The following is a 16955-nucleotide window of genomic DNA, read 5'->3' as shown; positions in this document are numbered from 1 at the left end:
ACACCGTCCATCATCATGAACACCACGATTCCAAGACGGCAATTTCTCGGCACCACCGGCACGACCATCGGCGCAGGCCTTCCGCTGAGCGGCTGGCTCGGCCGTCTGGCGGCAGCGGCACCGGAGGGGCGGCGGCCCAAAGCCTGCATCCTCCTGTGGATGGCGGGCGGCCCCAGTCACATCGACACCTTTGATCCGAAGCCCGACGCACCCGCGGACATCCGCGGAGAATTCAGCGCCATCGAGACCTCCGTCTCCGGCATCCGCATCAGCGAGCACTTCCCCCGCTTCGCCCAGTTCATGCAGCACGCTGCCATCCTGCGCGGCATGAGCACGCAGGAGTCAGATCACAAGCTCGCCACCTACCAGCTGCACACTGGCTACCAGAACCGCGCCGGTGCGGTGTCCTTCCCCACCCTCGGTGCGCTCGTGTCCAAAGAGCTTGGCAAACAGGACGTGGCTCTGCCCAATTTCATCACCATCGGCCGTGGCCCGCAGGAGGCGCTCACCTCCGGCTTTCTCGGGCCCGATCATCAGCCGCTCGCGGTGAATGATCCCATTCGCGGGCTGGACTTCGTGGAGCCTGCCGGTGAGCCTGCGCAGTTCCGTCGTCAGCTCGATCTCCTTCAAGGCTTCGACGCCGCCTTCCACTCCCGCTTCCAAAGCCCCGCTGCAGAGGCACATCACAAGGCGGTGGAGCGCGCAGTGCGTCTGATGAATTCGCAGCAAAAGGAAGCCTTCGACCTCTCACGCGAACCCGCCAGCATGCGCGATCTCTACAGCCCGCCGCCAGCCGTCACAGCACCTGCGCCGGGGGCCGGTGGCAAGATGGGTAAAATGGTCAGCAGCGGCGCGAGCGCGGGCAGCTTTGGCCAGGGCTGCCTCATGGCGCGGCGTCTGGTAGAAGCGGGCGTGCCCTTCGTGGAGGTCGTCATGGGCGATGGCGTCGGCTGGGACACCCACCGCGACAATTTCCCCCGCGTGCGCGCCCTTTCCCTGGAGTGCGATGCCGCCATGGCCGCGCTCGTGACCGATCTCAAAAGCCGCGGCCTGCTGGACTCCACACTCGTGGTGTGGATGGGCGAGTTTGGTCGCACACCGCAGTGCACCGGCGGCGGGCGCAATCACTGGTCCAAAGCCTGGAGCACCGTCCTCATCGGTGGCGGCATCCGCGGCGGTCAGGTCGTCGGCCAGACCGATCGCGACGGCGCCACCGTGGTGGACCGCCCCATCAGCGTGCCCGATTTCCTCGCCACCATCTGCACCATCCTTGGCATCGACTACAAGCAGAAGAACCGCCCGCCCGGAGTCGATCGCCCCATCCCCATCGTGGACACCAGCAAGGACGTGAAGGTCATCAGCGAGGTGATATAGCCGTTGCAACCGAACTTGCAGATTGAGTCTGTTCCAGCGCACCACCTCAAGCTGCCGCACCCTTTTTCTCCTCACGGTTCAGGACGTGGCCGAAATGTTTCGCAGCACACGTCGGGCAGATGCCGTGGGTAAATTGAGCTTCGGAGCGTAGAGCCACGTATTCCTCGATCTGCTGCCACTCTCCATTCTCGTCCCGGATGTCCTTGCAGTGCGCGCACGTCGGCAGCAGTCCCTCCAGCGTGCGCACGCGGGCGCGCAGGGCCTGCGTCTGCTCCGAGAGCTTGCCGCATAAAAACGTGATGAAGAACAAAATCGCCAGACGCAGAATGGCATTGATCAAGGCCACGTGAAACGCATACGGAATGCCCCACGCATACTGAATGGAGAAGCGGATGATGCACAGCACCGCCGCCAGCCACAGCGCGGTGCGCAGTCCGCAGTTCCACGCCATCAGCGCGACGGGGAACACAAACATGAAAGGAAAAAACACCACCGGCCCCGCCAGGAAGTCGCTGCAAGCCATCAGCAGCGCGATGCAAAACAATACCCCCCGGTGGTTCCAGGGAAACCGTTCGAAAAAGTATTCAGACGGAAGTTGAGGTTGAGGTCCGGTCATGGCGTCGCGCCGTAAGAAGGGAGTGGAACCCGCGCCGCACAAGTGCAGAGTCACGCAGGCGATTTTGAATCAGCGCTTAAAGGTTGAGGGCATTTTATAGCTCTTGCCTCGGGCGCGGTATAAATAACTATTTAAGAAGATGCTCGCCTTGTCTCTTGGTCGCGGCAGGTGTTGCTCGGATTCGAACCTTTAATATCCAAAGTCGAATGCTCGACAATCCTCAATCGCCCCGCTTCTGCCCACACGGTTCCAACTTGCACGCGGCCCTCCCTCGCTCCTTCAATCCCACCATGAAGTCGATCTTGCTCGTTCTAGGCGGCACTCTTCTCTTTGTCGCATCCAGTTTCGCCGCAGATGCCGCCAAGCCTCGCGGCGATGTGTTCCCCTTCGTCAAAGGTCACTACTGGCTCTATGACGGCCAGGTTAAATTTGCCGCCGAAGGCAAAACCAAGGAACAGCAAATCACCGGCTGGCGCTCCGAGGTGATCGACACCGCCGAAGCTACCACCTTCAAAGCAGCCCTGCTCAAAGGTCACCCCCACGATCTCGCATGGTATTCGGACGAAACCAAACGCAGCGACACCCTCGTCATCCTCACCTCCAGCGGAGAGTTCCACGAAGTGAGCGATTCAGAAAACCTCGCGCAGACCTTTCAAACCCTCAAATCAAGCGGCGTTCTTCCCGATAAACTCATCAGGCCCGACACCATCCTCTTCAAATTTCCGCCCAAGGTCGGCGACCGCTTCGGCGATCCTGAACAGGTCAAGCTCGGCGCCCGCTACTGCTGGGCCGTCACAGACGTCACAACGGAAAAGCCCGCCCCCGCCATCAAAGGCGCGCCTTCCGAACAACGCCTCACCATCGCCCTCACCTTCCGCACCAGTCCTGACCACACCAATGTCCTCTTCGCCGCCGGCATCGGCATCACCTCATACACCTACGTCCACCACGGCACCCCCGGCGACTGCGAGATGAGACTCGTGGAATGCGGAGAATCGTCGTCGAAATCTGCCAGCGAGTCGAAGTGACAGCCCTGCTTTGAGGGGCTTGATTGGCGGGCCGAATTTTTAAACGCGAATGCCAACGAATGACCGCGAAGTTTCGCGAATGTCCAGGACCTCTGATTCGAGCCAATTCGCGAATGTTCGTGCCCATCCGCGTTGCCAATAGCGCCGCTACTTCACCGGCTCCGCGTTCCAGATCTTGAGGTCGTCGAAGAAGCCACCTTGGCCCATGCAGCCGAATTCGACTTTGGACTTAGTCGGGTGGGCGATGCCGGGGGACTGCAGGAAGGCGACGGGCTTGCCATCGATGGAGGCGCGCATGGTGTCGCCCACGGTTTCGAGGGTGAAGCTGTGCCAAGCCTGGGGATCGAGGCTGAGGGGGAAGGAGATGTTTTTGCGGCCCTTCGGCGTCGGCGGCTCGCCGGTGGCGCCTTCGGGTCGGGCCACGGCCAGGCCCTTCTGGTCCACCAGAATGATCTTGTCCGCTGCGATCCGCGCCATGCAAAGGTGGCCGTAGTGCGAGCCATTGAACTTGCGGTCGTCAAACTCCGCCGTCACCGACTGCGCTCCGCCCAACCGGAAGCGGAACTCGATCACGCTGTCCTTCGTCGGGATGTCATTGCCGATCACCGCCTGGTGCCCCTTCACGGGCGGCTTGCCATCCTTCGCCGGCGCATCAAAGCGCATTTGCGTCCCCTTCAGCGCCCCGTTCTCCAACGAAAACGTCGGCACCACAATGGCCCAGCCCTTGTCCTTGCCCAGCTCTGCGCGCTCAAAGTCATCGGAGAAAAGCAGCTCCTTCTTCTTCGCCGTCGGCTCTGCGGGCTTGCGAAGCTCGCCGCTCATCTGCTTCTCTTTGGCAGCGGCAACGGCAGGCAGCTTCGGCGCATCAGCGGCGAAGGTGGAGACGGTGAGAAAGCTGGCCAGGGTGAGGAAGCGGAGGTTCATTGGGGAAGGAAACGTGCAGCACACGGTGGTAAATTTTATGTTCAAATCAGCTTTTTTCCTGGTGTTGCTCTCTTGATTTTTTCGGGTATAACAATATGCAAACTTAAGTGAACATGCCTATGAACATCGATAAATTGATAGACAAATTTGCTGTTTTTCGCACAAATAACCCAGGAATCGAGAATTTTATTAGTCCAGATGCAGACAGACTTTTGCTCGAAAGAGTGTCAAGCATCGACTCCGATCCTTTGTCAAAAGTACAACTTAACCAGCTATTAGGTCTTAGAATGGAACGAGCTGTTTCCGACGGCTTTTTTACATATTACTGGAACGCTCAACCACGCGCACCTTACAAGCTATCTTCACTCCCAGGATACTCAATCGAGTATCCAAAACACGAAAAGATTATTAATCTCGATCACTTCGCGTATGGCCTATATCGAATCTTCATCGATGGCTTGCTTTATAGAGGGAATGTCCGCGCATATTTTCGTGAATTCGCCGCTAAATCGGAACAGGATATTACGAATTTCGTCGAGTCACACCTTTTTCCCACTGAGTCAATTAAACGGCGTGGCCCAATACTGCCTCTCCGAACGATCAAAAAAGACAGTCGTTACCTGATTTCTGAGATGGCTTGCAAGTCTTATGGAGCAGCTCCAAAAACCAGCAGTGAACTCAAAGATGCGCTAATCGAAGCGTGGCAAACGCACGAGAAAGCAGTTGGGGGCCCGGTTGTTGTAAAAGATCTTTTATCTAATTCACTCAATAAATCCAAGTACAGCAAGGCGCAGGGAATGTTTGAATTCTCTGCTGATGATATGCTTGAAGACACGATATCATCCGTCTGCGACATCGAGTCCAAGTATGAAAAAATTGCTGATTCATTTTTGGCTGCACGTGAGGCAGCGCTCGAAAATACTAAGCTATACTTGTCAATGGTGAACGATTTGGATGTTTATGTAGCGACAAGTATGCGCACAAGGAAAGATTTTAGATCGATGGCCGACCGCTGCGAGCAAGTGTTTCATCATAACCGTCTTGCGGATTTGCATCTCAGGTATTTTGATCCCACAATGAGTGCTGCCGACGGCCATCAGGACAAAGGGCTAATCGAGTGCTTAATGGTCAAGTGCGCGAAGGTTCTGCTTTACTGTGCGGGAGAAAAGGAAAGCTACGGTAAAGATGCTGAGGCAGCGATGGCGCTCAGTCTCGGCAAACCAGTTATCTTCTTGTGTGATGAACAGCAGCGGCAAACCTTTTACAAGGAAGTGCATCCACTCAGTCGCTTGATTAATTTTGAGACAGGTGTTGCTGTGGGTGCCATTGTCACGTCAAAGGCTGAAGAGGTTTCAGAGTTGTTGGACAGGCTGTTTGAGAATGAGATGGAATACACGTTACAGCAGCCTGCAGATAAGTCCGGTTACCTTCAGTTGGTTGAGTCCATAACTGGGTCGGTTGTTCGTCTTCAGACAAACGACAGCCTATTGGCAGAAGCGTTTTGGAACTATTATTGTAGTCAGAGGTGATCTTCATTTCATGGGTGCAATATTGAGTTGCCTTGCCATGGGTGAGTGCTTGAAGAGTGCTTGTGGTAATGGTTAGCTTATATAATTCCTGGTTGCTTGGTCTAGATATCTTATGCTGAAAGTCGCGAGCAAAGATGCTACGTGTTCCTCGCGACTAACTCTGCGGGGGCGAAGTTATACTTTTATTCGGTTCGCGATTGACTACCGTAAATCAAGGGCGTCTTCAGCAGATCATTCAATATCGTATTTTTTCTTTTGGTTCGCTATCTCAATGGTTGATGAGTTCAAGAAATTGATCAACTCACTCAAAACAATTAGATCCATTTCGCGGGCATTTGTCTGCAAGTTCTGAACGACGTGTGTTACTCCGTGATACTGGCGTTCAGACAAATTGTCCGGATCCAATAGCGAAACGATTTGATAGTTGTGCTGGTAGGAATCGCCGGTCTCCCAAACTACCACCAACCCAATATCCTTTGCGTTCTTGTCACCACTTTCTAGATCCTCAATCAATCCATCGAGAGAGAACTTGTATTCAAGAATCCTCGGCTTTGTCTCAAATCCTTCATCCTGAAGATTATCCTTATCAATGCCCAGAGGATTTTTTTTGGAATCGTGGAGGTGTATCTCCTTTGGTGGGGAGAACACAACCTTATACATGCCATCATAAGTGAAGCGTTCATTTGTGGACATGATTTTTACACCACGTATGACTCCTCCAGCGATCAGTTGGTTAAACAATGCAATAACATCTTGCTCACGAGTAGGAGTGGACGTGATCGAAATTTGCTTTGTTGGTAGAAAAAAGTGCTGATGCTGCAGAAGCAAAGGCGAATCTTGTTCGTGCTTCTCCATTTCTGTCTTCCATTCATCCAAAGCGAGTTCGCGTTTCAAATCCGTTTTCGCTCCAGTAGCTGCCTTTAAAACGTGCCGCTCTTTTTGAAATGGTCCCTCAATGAGTTTGCGTGCTATGTCTTCACAGAAAGTCACGATTTCTTTCTGGAATCCCTTTCGGCCAAGATCAGGTTTGCAGTTATCAAAATGTGCAACGAAGTGAACCTGATTTTGTCTACCAATGTTCCTCTTCAGTGGTACTTGGATCATTTCGCCTTGCGGCATGTTGTTAGCTGCGATTTGAATTCCTGGCTTTAAAATATCCACGCCTGCGCGTATCTGACAAGAAGCGTTGTAGTCCGACCAGACCCGTGCAGAATGTGCGTAGCAAAGGTAAATGGTAGGCAAACAGCGATCCACCAGTTCTTGCTCATCCTGCGTGAGCTCAATAAACGAGTCCAATTCGGCAGGTTTTATCTTTTCATAAATACAGTCTAGATTCCGAAATGCGGCCGGCATTTGGTAGTTTTTGCCTAGCCTTTTATGCAACTCGGCAGCTTTCTTCTGAACCTCTCTCAATGTCTTATGTTTGCCGACCAACTCGTGTGGCCATCTATATTCACTTGTTGACCAGTCTTCTTTAGTGGTTAAGCCACCGTCGGTGGTGACCTCCAAATGAACATTAACCTTGAGTGGGGCAAGCACCGCGCCAAGTCCAGTTTTTAGTAGAAGGATATCTTTCCAGACTTTTGCTGAGTCTGCTTTCAGCCAGTTGAGGTCACCTGGGACTGTTGTAGAGTCAAAACGTAATGTTATCGATACGCCTTGTTCGAATTCCTTGAATCCAGGATCAATACATGGATTTCTGTCACGAATAATTAATGGATTTGAGGCGGGATTGGCATCGGTGAGCCACTTCCTCGCGTTTTCCATTTTCCCCACATGCGAGAAGTCATCTGTTTTGGTGGCAATTTGCATGAAGTTGAAACCATATGCCAAATAGGTGGCTCCCACTCCTTTGTGACCTCGCGTTTTTCCAGATTTAAATGAAAAGCTTGGGGCGAGAAACTGTCGATACTTTTCTTCTGATAGTCCTGTGCCGTTGTCTGAAACTGTGAGAGACGTGTTTCGCTTTTTCAGGTTAATCAAAATGCGAATGCGCGGCGAATATCCTTTGATGCCCGCTTTTGTCATCTCTTCGACAGAATCCAGCGAGTTTTGCAGTAGCTCAGCAAATGGGTCGAACCATCCAACATAAGAACTCAAGATATTCTCAATCTCGCGCTTAATAGCTGCCTGGGCTGCAATTGTACCTTGAGCGGCTTTTGCCTCGAGCGGATCGATTGAGTCAGTAAGTTTGGCCATTTTAGTGAGTCTAAGTGGTTGTCAGGTTCTTTGGCACACTGCCCTTGGCCTCATGCTTTAGAATACACCTCCGCGCCCGCCTCCACGAACTCCTTGCTCTTCTCCGCCATTCCCTTGGCGAGGGCTTCCTCCTCGGAGATCGCCTGTTCGGCCGCATACTTGCGGACGTCTTCGGTGATCTTCATGCTGCAGAAGTGGGGGCCGCACATGGAGCAGAAGTGGGCGGACTTGGCGCCTTCCTGGGGGAGGGTTTCGTCGTGGAAGGAGCGGGCGGTGACTGGGTCGAGGCTGAGATTGAACTGGTCTTCCCAGCGGAACTCGAAGCGGGCTTTGCTGAGGGCGTTGTCGCGATACTGCGCGCCGGGGTGGCCTTTGGCGAGGTCGGCGGCGTGGGCGGCGAGCTTGTACGTGATGACGCCGGCTTTGACGTCTTCCTTGTTGGGCAGGCCGAGGTGTTCCTTCGGCGTCACGTAGCAGAGCATGGCGCAGCCGTACCAGCCGATCATGGCGGCACCGATGCCGCTGGTGATGTGGTCGTAGCCGGGAGCGATGTCGGTGGTGAGGGGCCCGAGGGTGTAGAAGGGGGCCTCGTGGCACCATTCGAGCTGCTTGGCCATGTTTTCCTCAATCATGTGCATGGGCACGTGGCCGGGGCCTTCGTTCATGACCTGCACGCCCTTGGCCCAGGCGCGCTTGGTCAGCTCTCCCTGCACTTCGAGTTCGCCAAACTGCGCCTTGTCATTGGCGTCCGCAATGGAGCCGGGGCGCAGACCATCGCCGATGGAGAAGGAGACGTCGTAGGCGGCCATGATGTCGCAGATGTCGTCCCAGTGGGTGTAGAGGAAGTTTTCCTTGTGGTGGGCCAGGCACCACTTGGCCATGATGGAGCCCCCGCGGGGGACGATGCCCGTCATGCGGCTTGCGGTCATGGGCACAAAGCGCAGCAGCACGCCGGCGTGGATGGTGAAGTAGTCGACGCCCTGCTCCGCCTGCTCGATGAGCGTGTCGCGGAAGAGCTCCCAGGTGAGGTCCTCGGCCTTGCCATTGACCTTTTCCAGGGCCTGATAAATCGGCACGGTGCCGATGGGCACGGGGCTGTTGCGCAGGATCCACTCGCGCGTGGCGTGGATGTTCTTGCCGGTGGAAAGGTCCATCACGGTGTCCGCGCCTTGGGTGGCCCAGCGCATTTTCTCCACCTCTTCCTCGATGCTGGAAGCCACGGCGCTGTTGCCGATGTTGGCATTGATCTTCACCAGGAAATTGCGGCCGATGATCATCGGCTCCAGCTCGGGGTGGTTGATGTTCGCGGGAATGATGGCGCGGCCTGCGGCCACTTCGCTGCGCACAAACTCAGCCGTGATCTCGTTCGGGATGCGCTGTGGGAAGCGCTTGAAGATGCCCGGCGTGTACTCGTTCTGCACCTGGGAGGAGCCCACGTGCTGCTTGTCCAAATCATTGCGAACAATGTCCGTGGTGAAGTCGGCGATCTTCGCGCGCTTCATGTTTTCGCGGATGGCGATGAATTCCATCTCCGGGGTGATGATGCCCGCCTTGGCATAGGCGAGCTGCGTCACTACCTTGCCCTCCTTCGCCTTGAGCGGCTGGCGCTGGGCATTGATGGGGGCCTTCAGGGGGCTGAGGATGCCTTCGCGCTTGGCGGCGGCGTATTCGGCGTGGTTCGCGGTGAGGTAGCCGTTGTCGCGCGGCTCGATGGCGCGGCCTTCGTAGGCTTCCACGTCATTGCGGGCGAGGATCCAGCTTTTGCGCAGGGCAGGGAGGCCTTCTTCCACGGTGCCTTTGTAATCCGGGTCGCCCCAGGGGCCGGAGGTGTCATAGACACGCACGGCGGCGTTTTCCTCGATGCGGCCATTGAAGGCCTTCGTCGGCGAAAGCGTGATCTCGCGCATGGGCACCTGCACCTCCGGATGGATCTGCCCCTGCACATACACACGGGTGGAGGCGGGGAGCTGGTCGGAAGAATGCGGCTCAAAGGAATCTTGCGTGGCGATCATGGCGGGTCGGAGTTTCGGTTTGGATTTAAAGTTTCAAACAGGGCGCTGCACGCGGCCAGAAACTGAGATGAACCTCCGAGCGAACTCCCTTCGGCGGCATGACCCGCATCAGGTTCGGAGGGTTCGGGCCGAGGAAGGCCTGTCTCAGTCCCTGCGGCGGGACGCCCCTGTCGTGATGATATGTGCCCCGGATAGTCCGGCTGGCCGGGCGAAGGTCAAGGGGAAGTGGACCCCGTCCCGGAGATTGCCGCGACTCGCGCCAGTTCGCCGCCGCTCACTTAGACAGGGGGAGAAAGGGAAGGGGACACGGCCCTCCGAACTCGCCCCGAGGAAATCGTCCCCCATCACCGCGCTAGGCCCCCCTCGGAGGAAAACCCCCAGAAAGTGGTTGGTAAACTATGAAAATTATAATAAACTTAGATGTTTTATCAGTCGATGCTGCGTTTTACCCCCCATTTCACCCGCTTGCTGGCCTGTTCCGCCCTGCTTCTGACCACGGTCACGGCAGCGCGCGCGGATCTCGTCTCGGACTGGAATGCACTCGCGCTGACCTCGATGACCACCACGGAGGACCCCATGGTGGCCCACGATCTGGCGATCCTCCAAGCCTCCATTTACAATGCGGGCCAGAGCATTCAGGGAGTGTATAACCCCTACGGCTATGGCGCCTACCCCGCACCGGACGCCGGACCGGCGGGCGCGGACTACCAGGCCGCCATGATCGCCGCGGCCAATACCGTCATGCAGAGCCTCTACCCGGGCTCCAGCAGCAATGCCACCAGCCTTTACAATGCTCAGCTCGGCGCCATCGCCGACAGCCAGGCCAAAACGGACGGCATCAACTGGGGCATCACCGTCGCGAACAATCTCCTCAACTGGCGCGCCACCGATGGCTCCGCCGCCGCTGCCAGCACCCCTTACACCCCGGTGGGCACCGTCGGTTACTGGCAGCAAACCTCCGCAGCGGGCGCCATGCTCCCTGGCTGGGGCAGCGTGGGCACCTTCGCCATTCCCGGCACCGGCAGCTACATGGGCGCTCTGCCGGGCGGCTCCGTGTCCACCTACCTGCAGTCCAGCCAGTATGCCGCGGACTACAATCAAGTGAAGGACCTCGGCTCCGCCTTCAGCCTCACCCGCACCTCGGACCAGACCAATCAGGCCTACTTCTGGGCCGCCGGAGACGGCACCGTCAAAATGACCGGCATGTGGAATCAGATCGCCCAGACCGTCGCCGCCAATGCAGGCTTGAGCGTCACCGACTCCGCCCGCCTGCTGGCCACGCTCAATGTGGCCATGGCAGATGCCAGCACCGCCGCCATGGCCACCAGTTACGACACCCAGTTCTGGCGTCCCGAGACAGCCATCGCCAATGGCGACATCGATAGCAATGCGAGCACCGCGGTGGATTCCTTCTGGGCACCCCTGATCAAGTCCCCCTCGCTCCCTGAGTACGTCTCCCTCGGCGCCACCATCAGCGAAGCCGCCGCGGTCGTGCTCGCCTCCTACCTCGGCGACAACGTGTCCTTCAGCCTCGGCAGCGACATCAATGGCGATGGCAGCATCGACCTCACGCGCAATTTCACCAGCTTCAGCCAGGCGGCACACGAGGCCGCCATGAGCGGCGTCTATGGCGGCACCCAGTTCCAGACCTCCGTCACCGACGGCCAGGCCCTCGGCGCCGACGTGGCAAACTACGTCCTTTCCAACAATTTCGCCGTGGTCCCCGAACCCGCCGGCGTCGTCCTCGTCATGCTCGGCGGCATGTTTTTTCTCGGCTCACGCAGACGCCGCTAGATGGTGTGATGCAGCGACGTTGTGTCGCGATGAATCCCGCCGCATTCGTCGTCGCCTCCGCCCTCCTTCTCTTTCCCGCGCTGCTCCCTGCGCTCGATGCCACCAAGCTCGCCGCCATCCATCCCGCCATGGAGGAGGCCGTGAAGGCCAAGCAGGCCGCCGGCATCGTCACCCTGGTGATGGAAAATGGCAAAGTCGTCCACCACGATGCCGCAGGAATGGCCGATATCGCCAAAGGCCGCGCAATGGAAAAAGACGCGCTCTTCTGGATCGCCTCCATGACGAAATCCATCAACGGCACCGCCGTCATGGTGCTGGTCGATGAGGGCAAGCTCTCCCTCGATGAACCCGCCTCCAAATGGCTGCCCGAACTGGCTAAAGTGAAGCTGGCCAATGGCAGCGCGCCGGAGAAGCCCATCACCCTGCGCATGCTGCTTAGCCACACCGCAGGCATCGCCTTTCCACGCCGCACTCCTTCGGACGGAGCCATCTCCCTGAAAGCCTACGTGGCCTCCCTCCTCAAGACCCCGCTCGCCTTCCAGCCCGGCAGCTCCTACGAGTACGGCTTCGGCCCCACCGTGGCCGGCCGCATCATCGAACTTGCTTCAGGCATGAAGTATGAAGCCTTCCTTCAGGCCAAAATCTTCGCTCCCCTGGGCATGAAGGACACCATGTTCAATCCAGACGACGCCCACCGAGTCCGCATCGCACGCACCTATAAAATGGACGACGAGACCCATGAACTCGTGCCCGGCTACAATCCCTTTGTCACCAGCGATGCCAGCGTCACTCACATGCCCGAACCCGCAGGCGGTCTCTTCTCCACCGCAGCCGACATGGGCCGCTTCTATGCCATGATCGCCAACGGCGGCGAACTGGACGGCACACGCATCCTCACCGAAAAATCCGTGCGCGACATGACCACGCCCGTCACCGCAGGTGGCAAGCAGCTCAACTACGCCTGCGGCTGGCAGGTGAACACCCAGACGCAGCGCGTGAACTCCCAGATGCCCGTGGGCAGCTTCGGCCACGGTGGCGCCTTTGCCACGAACGGCTGCATCGATCCTCAGAGCAAAATCGTCACGGTGTATATGGTGCAAAACGTCTTGGTGCCAGACAGTGGCAAGCCTAAGGATGCTTTTCAGCATCTGGTGATGGAAGCTGCGGCCATCAAAGTCGTCGCGGTACCCGCAGGGAAGAAAGCCAAGCCATGAAATTCATTTGCACTCGCGGCGTGGTTCCTGCTTGCGCATTCAGTCGATTCTTGATTAAACTTTGCCGTCTGCCCTGATGAAACACCTACTCACCCGACGCACTTTTCTTTCTGCCAGCTGCATCTCGGTGGCGGGTGTGCTCAGTGCTGCAGAAGAGGAGATTGTTGCTTCTTTGGGCATCCCCATGCGGCAGGAGCCGCTCGCCTTTGAGTTCGATGCCTTGGAGCCGTATCTCGACGCAGCCACACTGAAGCTGCACTACACCAGGCACCACGGCGAGATCTTCGACAAACTGAGCGCCACCCTGCATCCGCTGAATCTCAGCATCGGAAACCTTACCTCCTTGATGCCGAATCTGCGCGATCTGGTGCTGCCAACCGATCCTCGCAAAAGCGTGGTGCGGATGGGCGGCCCTCCGCAAACTCTCTCCGCAGAAACGCAGCACGACATCCGAGTCTATGGCGGCGCGCATATCAATCACACCGCCTTCTGGCGGTTCCTTGCTCCCGCCGGTTCCGGCCCTGCCGGACCAGAAGGCAAGGTGGCAGAGGCAATCATTCGCGACTTCGGCGGCATCAACGAATTTAAAACTGCCTTCACCGAAGCCGCGCTCAAGCACTTCGGCTCAGGCTGGGCCTTTCTAGTTTACCGCCCCGATGGCAAACTGGTCATCACCACCACGCGCAATGAGGACAATCCGTTGATGACAGACATCGTGGAGCTAGGGCAGCGCGGACGCTTCATTCTTTGCCTCGATCTTTGGGAGCACTCTTACTACCTCAAGTATCGGAATGACCGCAAAAAATACATCGAGGCGTGGTGGAACGTCGTGAACTGGAAGTTCGTGGCTCGCACCTACACCGTGGTCACTAATAAAGTACGGGTGTGAGAAAGTAGTTGAGAGCTTCAGCTCGCTCTGGGCAGCGCTGCTTAACGAATTGCAGCCCTCAAGAGCCTACCTCGTCGGATACAAATCCGGCATCAGCAGCGGCCGCAGCACCATGGGTGTCTTTTCCCAGGGCAGCAGCTTCCATGGATGACTCTTGTCATCTTTCATTAGGCCCCACCACAGCCGGCCGCCATTCCGCCAGGGGTCCACCACCAGTCCGTCTTCGTAGCGCTGGCCCTTGGCAGTCACCACAATGCCGTGATGCTGACGCACGGTGTCAGCGCGGGAAACGACGAGGTGCAGATCCATCGTCTTGAGATTCAGGCGAAACAGATGCGGAAAAAGATCATCCCGCCACTGGTAGCACAGGCCGCGCTTGCGCAGACCCATGTTGACCAGCCCGTTGTTCATCCAGGGATGGACGAAGGGTTTGAAGTCCGCGGACATTTTGGCCGATTCTTCGATGGCCGTCAGCGCCAGCTTGTCAGCCTCACGCGCATTCACCGTCGGAGCCAGTTTCTGAAGATCCTGGCTCATGCGGCGTGCCTGCTCCTGGCGTTTTTCAGGAGTTCCAGGGTTGGCGCAGGAGGCGAGGAAAAGAGGGATCAGCAGCAGTGAACGAAGGCTTGGGAGAAAAGACATGCAGTGGGGGAAATCAGGCAGAGGGACCATGAGCGGCATCGTGCAGCGCACGCGCCTGCTCCTGCCATTGTTCGCGCGTGGCACGGTTTTTGAATGCCAGCAGTTCGCTGAAAGCACGCTGCTCATCATCATTCCATTGGGCAATCTGCCGCCACGTCCGGATCCCGTGGGCCCGCAGCTGCTCGCTGATGACTTTTTTGATGCCCTTGATCTGCGTCAGGTCATCATCAGGCACCCCGCCAAGAGCCTCGGCCTGCGCCTCCACGCGGTGCAGCACCCGCGTCTGATTTTGCAGACGCTCAATCTCCGCCTGGGCGGTCGCCAGTCGCTTTTCACTGTCCGCAAAACTCCGGCGCGCCAGTCCCAGGCCGGCGGGATCTGGTGGCGCCTTGTCTTCGAGTTTGGCGATGCGTCGCTGCCAGTCGTCTCTCTCCTGAGTCAATGCTGAAAGGCTGGACTGGTACGCCGCCAGCTGACCCTCAAGGGTGGAGGTGATTTCGCGCAGGGTAGCCGTGGCTGCCGCGGGCGCCTTTGGTTTTGCGGGAGCACTGCGTTTGCGTTTTGATTTCGCCGGCAGGCTGCTTTCGTCCGCAGGTGCTTCCGCGGGCGTGTCCACGAGAGGCGCTGCACTGCGCAGGAGGGCTAATTCTGCCACTGCGGCGGCATGGTCCGCTCGAAGCTGGTCCAGCGCGTCCAGCAGCCGCGCTGCTTCTGTTTCCAGCGCCAGCCTCGCCTCATTGGCCTTCGCCTTCTCATCCTCGCGCAGGATCGCAGCCGCCTGCGCGGCGCTTTCTGCGTCCCGCAAGCCTGCCCTCAGGGCATTGAGTTCCTCGGCACGTGCATCGTGCGAAGGCTCCGCTTTCACTTCGGCGGGTTTCTCCACCGCTTGCGCGGTCGCAGCAGGTTCCGCTGCGGCAGACGCCGCCTCGGACGATGCCTTTTCGGATTCGGTTTCCACGTGCTCCTGCCCGTCTTTGCGGGCCGCTTCGAGATCGAGGGACAGCTCCAAGATGCGTTGCTGCAGGTCGGAGCCACGCCATTGCCAGCCAAACCACGCAAACAGCGCGGCGGTCAGGCCGAGCAGAGGTGCGAGGTAGAGCAGCAGCCAGAGGAAGGAGAACATCAGCGGGATACAGGAATGGCCGGACGCAGGCGCAGCTGCTCAAGGGTCTCGGCGGTGATATTTTCAATGACGGCGGCAGGAATGCCAGCGGGCAGCGCGCCGGATTTCGCGAGCCCTCCCGCCTCCACAAGCTCCTGTGTCACCGGAATAAGCGTCCAGTTGCCGCCCGGTCTGGCGATGGCAAAAAGCCCGGCGCTGTTCGCCGGCGGGGGCGGTGGCAGGACCTTGACCGTATGCAGGATGCCTCTGGATGGCTCACAGTCGCCACGCACATGTACATCGTCGCTGATCACCAAAAATCGAGCGTCGTAGGCACTGTGAGCTGCCGCAATAAATTGAGCCCGCACGGCTTCTTCCGCCACCTGACCGGAGAGAATGGCGCGGTCGCCAAACAGGGCCAGTGCCATGAACGCAGGCTCCGTGGGCTGGGAAGGCGCGGGTGCATTGGAGTTGTCTCCCTCGAGCCAGGTGCTCAGCACGGCGCTGTCCTCCTGCAGCGCCCTCGGTTTCAGCCCGGCCGGCAGCTCGTCCTTCCACGCCTGTTCCTTCGCTGTGATCTGCCAGTCCACCGGTTTCCAGGCTCCGCCGCTGAGACCGAGAAAATATGACTTCCCCTTGGTTTTGTTTCCTTCAGGCAGCAGCGCCGTGGTGACGGGGCCAAATTCCCCGTCAGGCCTGCGCTGCTCGCTCACCCGGATCTCGTCATGCACACGGCGCGGGGCAAACGTGGCCAGCGCGTCTTCGAGCATCTCCTGTTTCATCGCTTCAGTGCCGACTTCTCCCCTGATGATGATCTGCTGATCGCGCACAGCGATGAAAAGATACCCCGGCGCAAGCCGTGCCAGGCGCTCTTCTTCGCTCTGCTTCAGCTTCTGTTCTTTTAGGGCCGCCCGCAGATCTTTCAAAACCGGCAGCACCTGCTCCCGCCACTCCGTCTCACTGACACCCAGGGTTTGCGCTTCAAGATAAAGCTCCTCATCCCCTTTGCTGAGCGGGAGTTCGTTCCATGGCTGGCCTATGCGCACCAGATGGGCCTGCACCGTGGTCTGCGGGGGCGGCACTCCGCGCAGCGTGGCGGAGACGCTGGCGGCTTCGTCGTGATTTTCTGCATCAGCTCCGGGCGTGCCCTCCGCTGTGCCGCCGTGGGTGTTCCAGCTCTCCTGCACACTGCGCGCCAGATCTCGCGCTTCATAGGGAGTGGCGGCGCTGCCCAGCAGCCGGGCTTGTGAACCCTGCGCGGCCAGCAGCATCCAGCCCGGCGGATACGGGATTACCTCGATCTCGTTGTGCACGTTGCTCACGGGGTTGAGGTGCTTTCCGAGAAATCCAGTAAGCGGCGTGGACACCCGCACCCGGTCATTCACCGCAGTCTCGATCGTCTCGCGGTCCAGCGGCGTGCGCACACTCCCGCTCAGGCGCAGCACCTGGCCGTCTGCTTCCAGGCGCAGCTTTCCCAGACGCTTCTGCAGCGCCGGCTCCATGGCCAGCACCTCTTCCGTCGCTGTTTGAAGATCACCCTGAAGTCGCGGTATGCACACAAGCGCACCGATCAGCCAGAGCGCGAAGAGGGTGGCAGCAGAGAGAATCCAGCGCGCGCGAGTCATGGCGGGA

At 58.2% G+C, this 16955-nt stretch carries 13 protein-coding genes and 1 riboswitch; of the genes, 6 read left to right on the top strand and 7 right to left on the bottom strand.

All coding sequences use genetic code 11. The annotated features are described in order from the left end of the window. The first annotated feature begins 15 nt into the window (after nt 1–15). Nucleotides 16–1374, top strand: a complete 1359-nt coding sequence (locus ACILSO_RS17580) for a DUF1501 domain-containing protein (RefSeq protein WP_395738748.1) — start codon at nt 16–18, stop codon at nt 1372–1374. Between the two features lie 46 nt (nt 1375–1420). Here ACILSO_RS17580 and ACILSO_RS17575 read toward each other — a convergent pair whose 3' ends face one another. Further along, the gene (locus ACILSO_RS17575) at nt 1421–1849 is read right to left on the bottom strand and encodes a hypothetical protein (protein ID WP_395738747.1); all 429 of its coding nucleotides are present in this window, start codon (nt 1847–1849) and stop codon (nt 1421–1423) included. A 431-nt stretch (nt 1850–2280) separates the two neighbouring features. On the opposite strand from ACILSO_RS17575, the gene ACILSO_RS17570 reads away from it, so the two are divergent. After that, entirely contained in the window at nt 2281–3018 is a 738-nt protein-coding gene (locus ACILSO_RS17570; protein WP_395738746.1) for a hypothetical protein, read from the top strand. 147 nt (nt 3019–3165) lie between these two features. On the opposite strand, the gene ACILSO_RS17565 is transcribed toward ACILSO_RS17570, so the two are convergent. Next, nucleotides 3166–3942, bottom strand: a complete 777-nt coding sequence (locus tag ACILSO_RS17565; RefSeq protein ID WP_395738745.1) for a hypothetical protein — start codon at nt 3940–3942, stop codon at nt 3166–3168. 119 nt (nt 3943–4061) lie between these two features. Between ACILSO_RS17565 and ACILSO_RS17560 the strand changes: the two genes are divergently transcribed. Beyond that, a complete protein-coding gene (locus ACILSO_RS17560) occupies nt 4062–5471 on the top strand; it encodes a hypothetical protein (protein WP_395738744.1) in 1410 nt (469 codons plus the stop codon). A 231-nt stretch (nt 5472–5702) separates the two neighbouring features. Here ACILSO_RS17560 and ACILSO_RS17555 read toward each other — a convergent pair whose 3' ends face one another. Continuing rightward, nucleotides 5703–7670, bottom strand: coding sequence for a hypothetical protein (locus tag ACILSO_RS17555; protein ID WP_395738743.1), 1968 nt, complete (start codon nt 7668–7670; stop codon nt 5703–5705). A gap of 50 nt (nt 7671–7720) precedes the next feature. Continuing rightward, entirely contained in the window at nt 7721–9682 is a 1962-nt protein-coding gene (thiC, locus tag ACILSO_RS17550) for a phosphomethylpyrimidine synthase ThiC (protein ID WP_395738742.1), read from the bottom strand. A gap of 67 nt (nt 9683–9749) precedes the next feature. After that, nucleotides 9750–9861: riboswitch (TPP riboswitch) on the bottom strand. Between the two features lie 286 nt (nt 9862–10147). On the opposite strand from thiC, the gene ACILSO_RS17545 reads away from it, so the two are divergent. The 3 genes from ACILSO_RS17545 to ACILSO_RS17535 all read left to right on the top strand — a co-directional run bounded on the left by ACILSO_RS17545 (nt 10148) and on the right by ACILSO_RS17535 (nt 13579). Then, entirely contained in the window at nt 10148–11476 is a 1329-nt protein-coding gene (locus tag ACILSO_RS17545; RefSeq protein WP_395738741.1) for a PEP-CTERM sorting domain-containing protein, read from the top strand. A gap of 29 nt (nt 11477–11505) precedes the next feature. Then, nucleotides 11506–12690, top strand: a complete 1185-nt coding sequence (locus tag ACILSO_RS17540) for a serine hydrolase domain-containing protein (protein ID WP_395738740.1) — start codon at nt 11506–11508, stop codon at nt 12688–12690. 76 nt (nt 12691–12766) lie between these two features. Further along, on the top strand, nt 12767–13579 hold the full coding sequence (locus ACILSO_RS17535) for a superoxide dismutase (RefSeq protein WP_395738739.1): 813 nt from the start codon (nt 12767–12769) through the stop codon (nt 13577–13579). 66 nt (nt 13580–13645) lie between these two features. On the opposite strand, the gene ACILSO_RS17530 is transcribed toward ACILSO_RS17535, so the two are convergent. From ACILSO_RS17530 to ACILSO_RS17520, 3 genes are read right to left on the bottom strand one after another with little or no spacing between them, the layout of a single operon-like run. Continuing rightward, nucleotides 13646–14221 carry a hypothetical protein gene (locus tag ACILSO_RS17530; protein ID WP_395738738.1) on the bottom strand — a complete coding sequence of 192 codons (576 nt, stop codon included), beginning with the start codon at nt 14219–14221 and terminating at the stop codon, nt 13646–13648. Between the two features lie 13 nt (nt 14222–14234). Next, on the bottom strand, nt 14235–15344 hold the full coding sequence (locus ACILSO_RS17525; protein WP_395738737.1) for a hypothetical protein: 1110 nt from the start codon (nt 15342–15344) through the stop codon (nt 14235–14237). After that, nucleotides 15344–16948, bottom strand: coding sequence for a hypothetical protein (locus ACILSO_RS17520; RefSeq protein WP_395738736.1), 1605 nt, complete (start codon nt 16946–16948; stop codon nt 15344–15346). The genes ACILSO_RS17525 and ACILSO_RS17520 overlap by 1 nt, the downstream gene beginning before the upstream one ends. Between the last annotated feature and the right edge of the window lie 7 nt (nt 16949–16955).

The sequence above is a fragment of the Prosthecobacter sp. genome, from assembly GCF_044226605.1.
Taxonomy (GTDB): domain Bacteria; phylum Verrucomicrobiota; class Verrucomicrobiia; order Verrucomicrobiales; family Verrucomicrobiaceae; genus Prosthecobacter.
Note: the sequence above shows the minus strand (reverse complement) of the source record. Positions and strands in the feature narration are given on the sequence as shown.

Coding starts and splice junctions, on each gene's coding strand:
- ACILSO_RS17555 (WP_395738743.1), bottom strand. CDS start 7,670: ATGGCCAAACTTACTGACTCAATCGATCCGCTCGAGGCAAAAGCCGCT.
- ACILSO_RS17570 (WP_395738746.1), top strand. CDS start 2,281: ATGAAGTCGATCTTGCTCGTTCTAGGCGGCACTCTTCTCTTTGTCGCA.
- ACILSO_RS17540 (WP_395738740.1), top strand. CDS start 11,506: ATGAATCCCGCCGCATTCGTCGTCGCCTCCGCCCTCCTTCTCTTTCCC.
- ACILSO_RS17560 (WP_395738744.1), top strand. CDS start 4,062: ATGAACATCGATAAATTGATAGACAAATTTGCTGTTTTTCGCACAAAT.
- ACILSO_RS17525 (WP_395738737.1), bottom strand. CDS start 15,344: ATGTTCTCCTTCCTCTGGCTGCTGCTCTACCTCGCACCTCTGCTCGGC.
- ACILSO_RS17565 (WP_395738745.1), bottom strand. CDS start 3,942: ATGAACCTCCGCTTCCTCACCCTGGCCAGCTTTCTCACCGTCTCCACC.
- ACILSO_RS17535 (WP_395738739.1), top strand. CDS start 12,767: ATGAAACACCTACTCACCCGACGCACTTTTCTTTCTGCCAGCTGCATC.
- ACILSO_RS17580 (WP_395738748.1), top strand. CDS start 16: ATGAACACCACGATTCCAAGACGGCAATTTCTCGGCACCACCGGCACG.
- ACILSO_RS17575 (WP_395738747.1), bottom strand. CDS start 1,849: ATGTTTGTGTTCCCCGTCGCGCTGATGGCGTGGAACTGCGGACTGCGC.
- thiC (WP_395738742.1), bottom strand. CDS start 9,682: ATGATCGCCACGCAAGATTCCTTTGAGCCGCATTCTTCCGACCAGCTC.
- ACILSO_RS17530 (WP_395738738.1), bottom strand. CDS start 14,221: ATGTCTTTTCTCCCAAGCCTTCGTTCACTGCTGCTGATCCCTCTTTTC.
- ACILSO_RS17520 (WP_395738736.1), bottom strand. CDS start 16,948: ATGACTCGCGCGCGCTGGATTCTCTCTGCTGCCACCCTCTTCGCGCTC.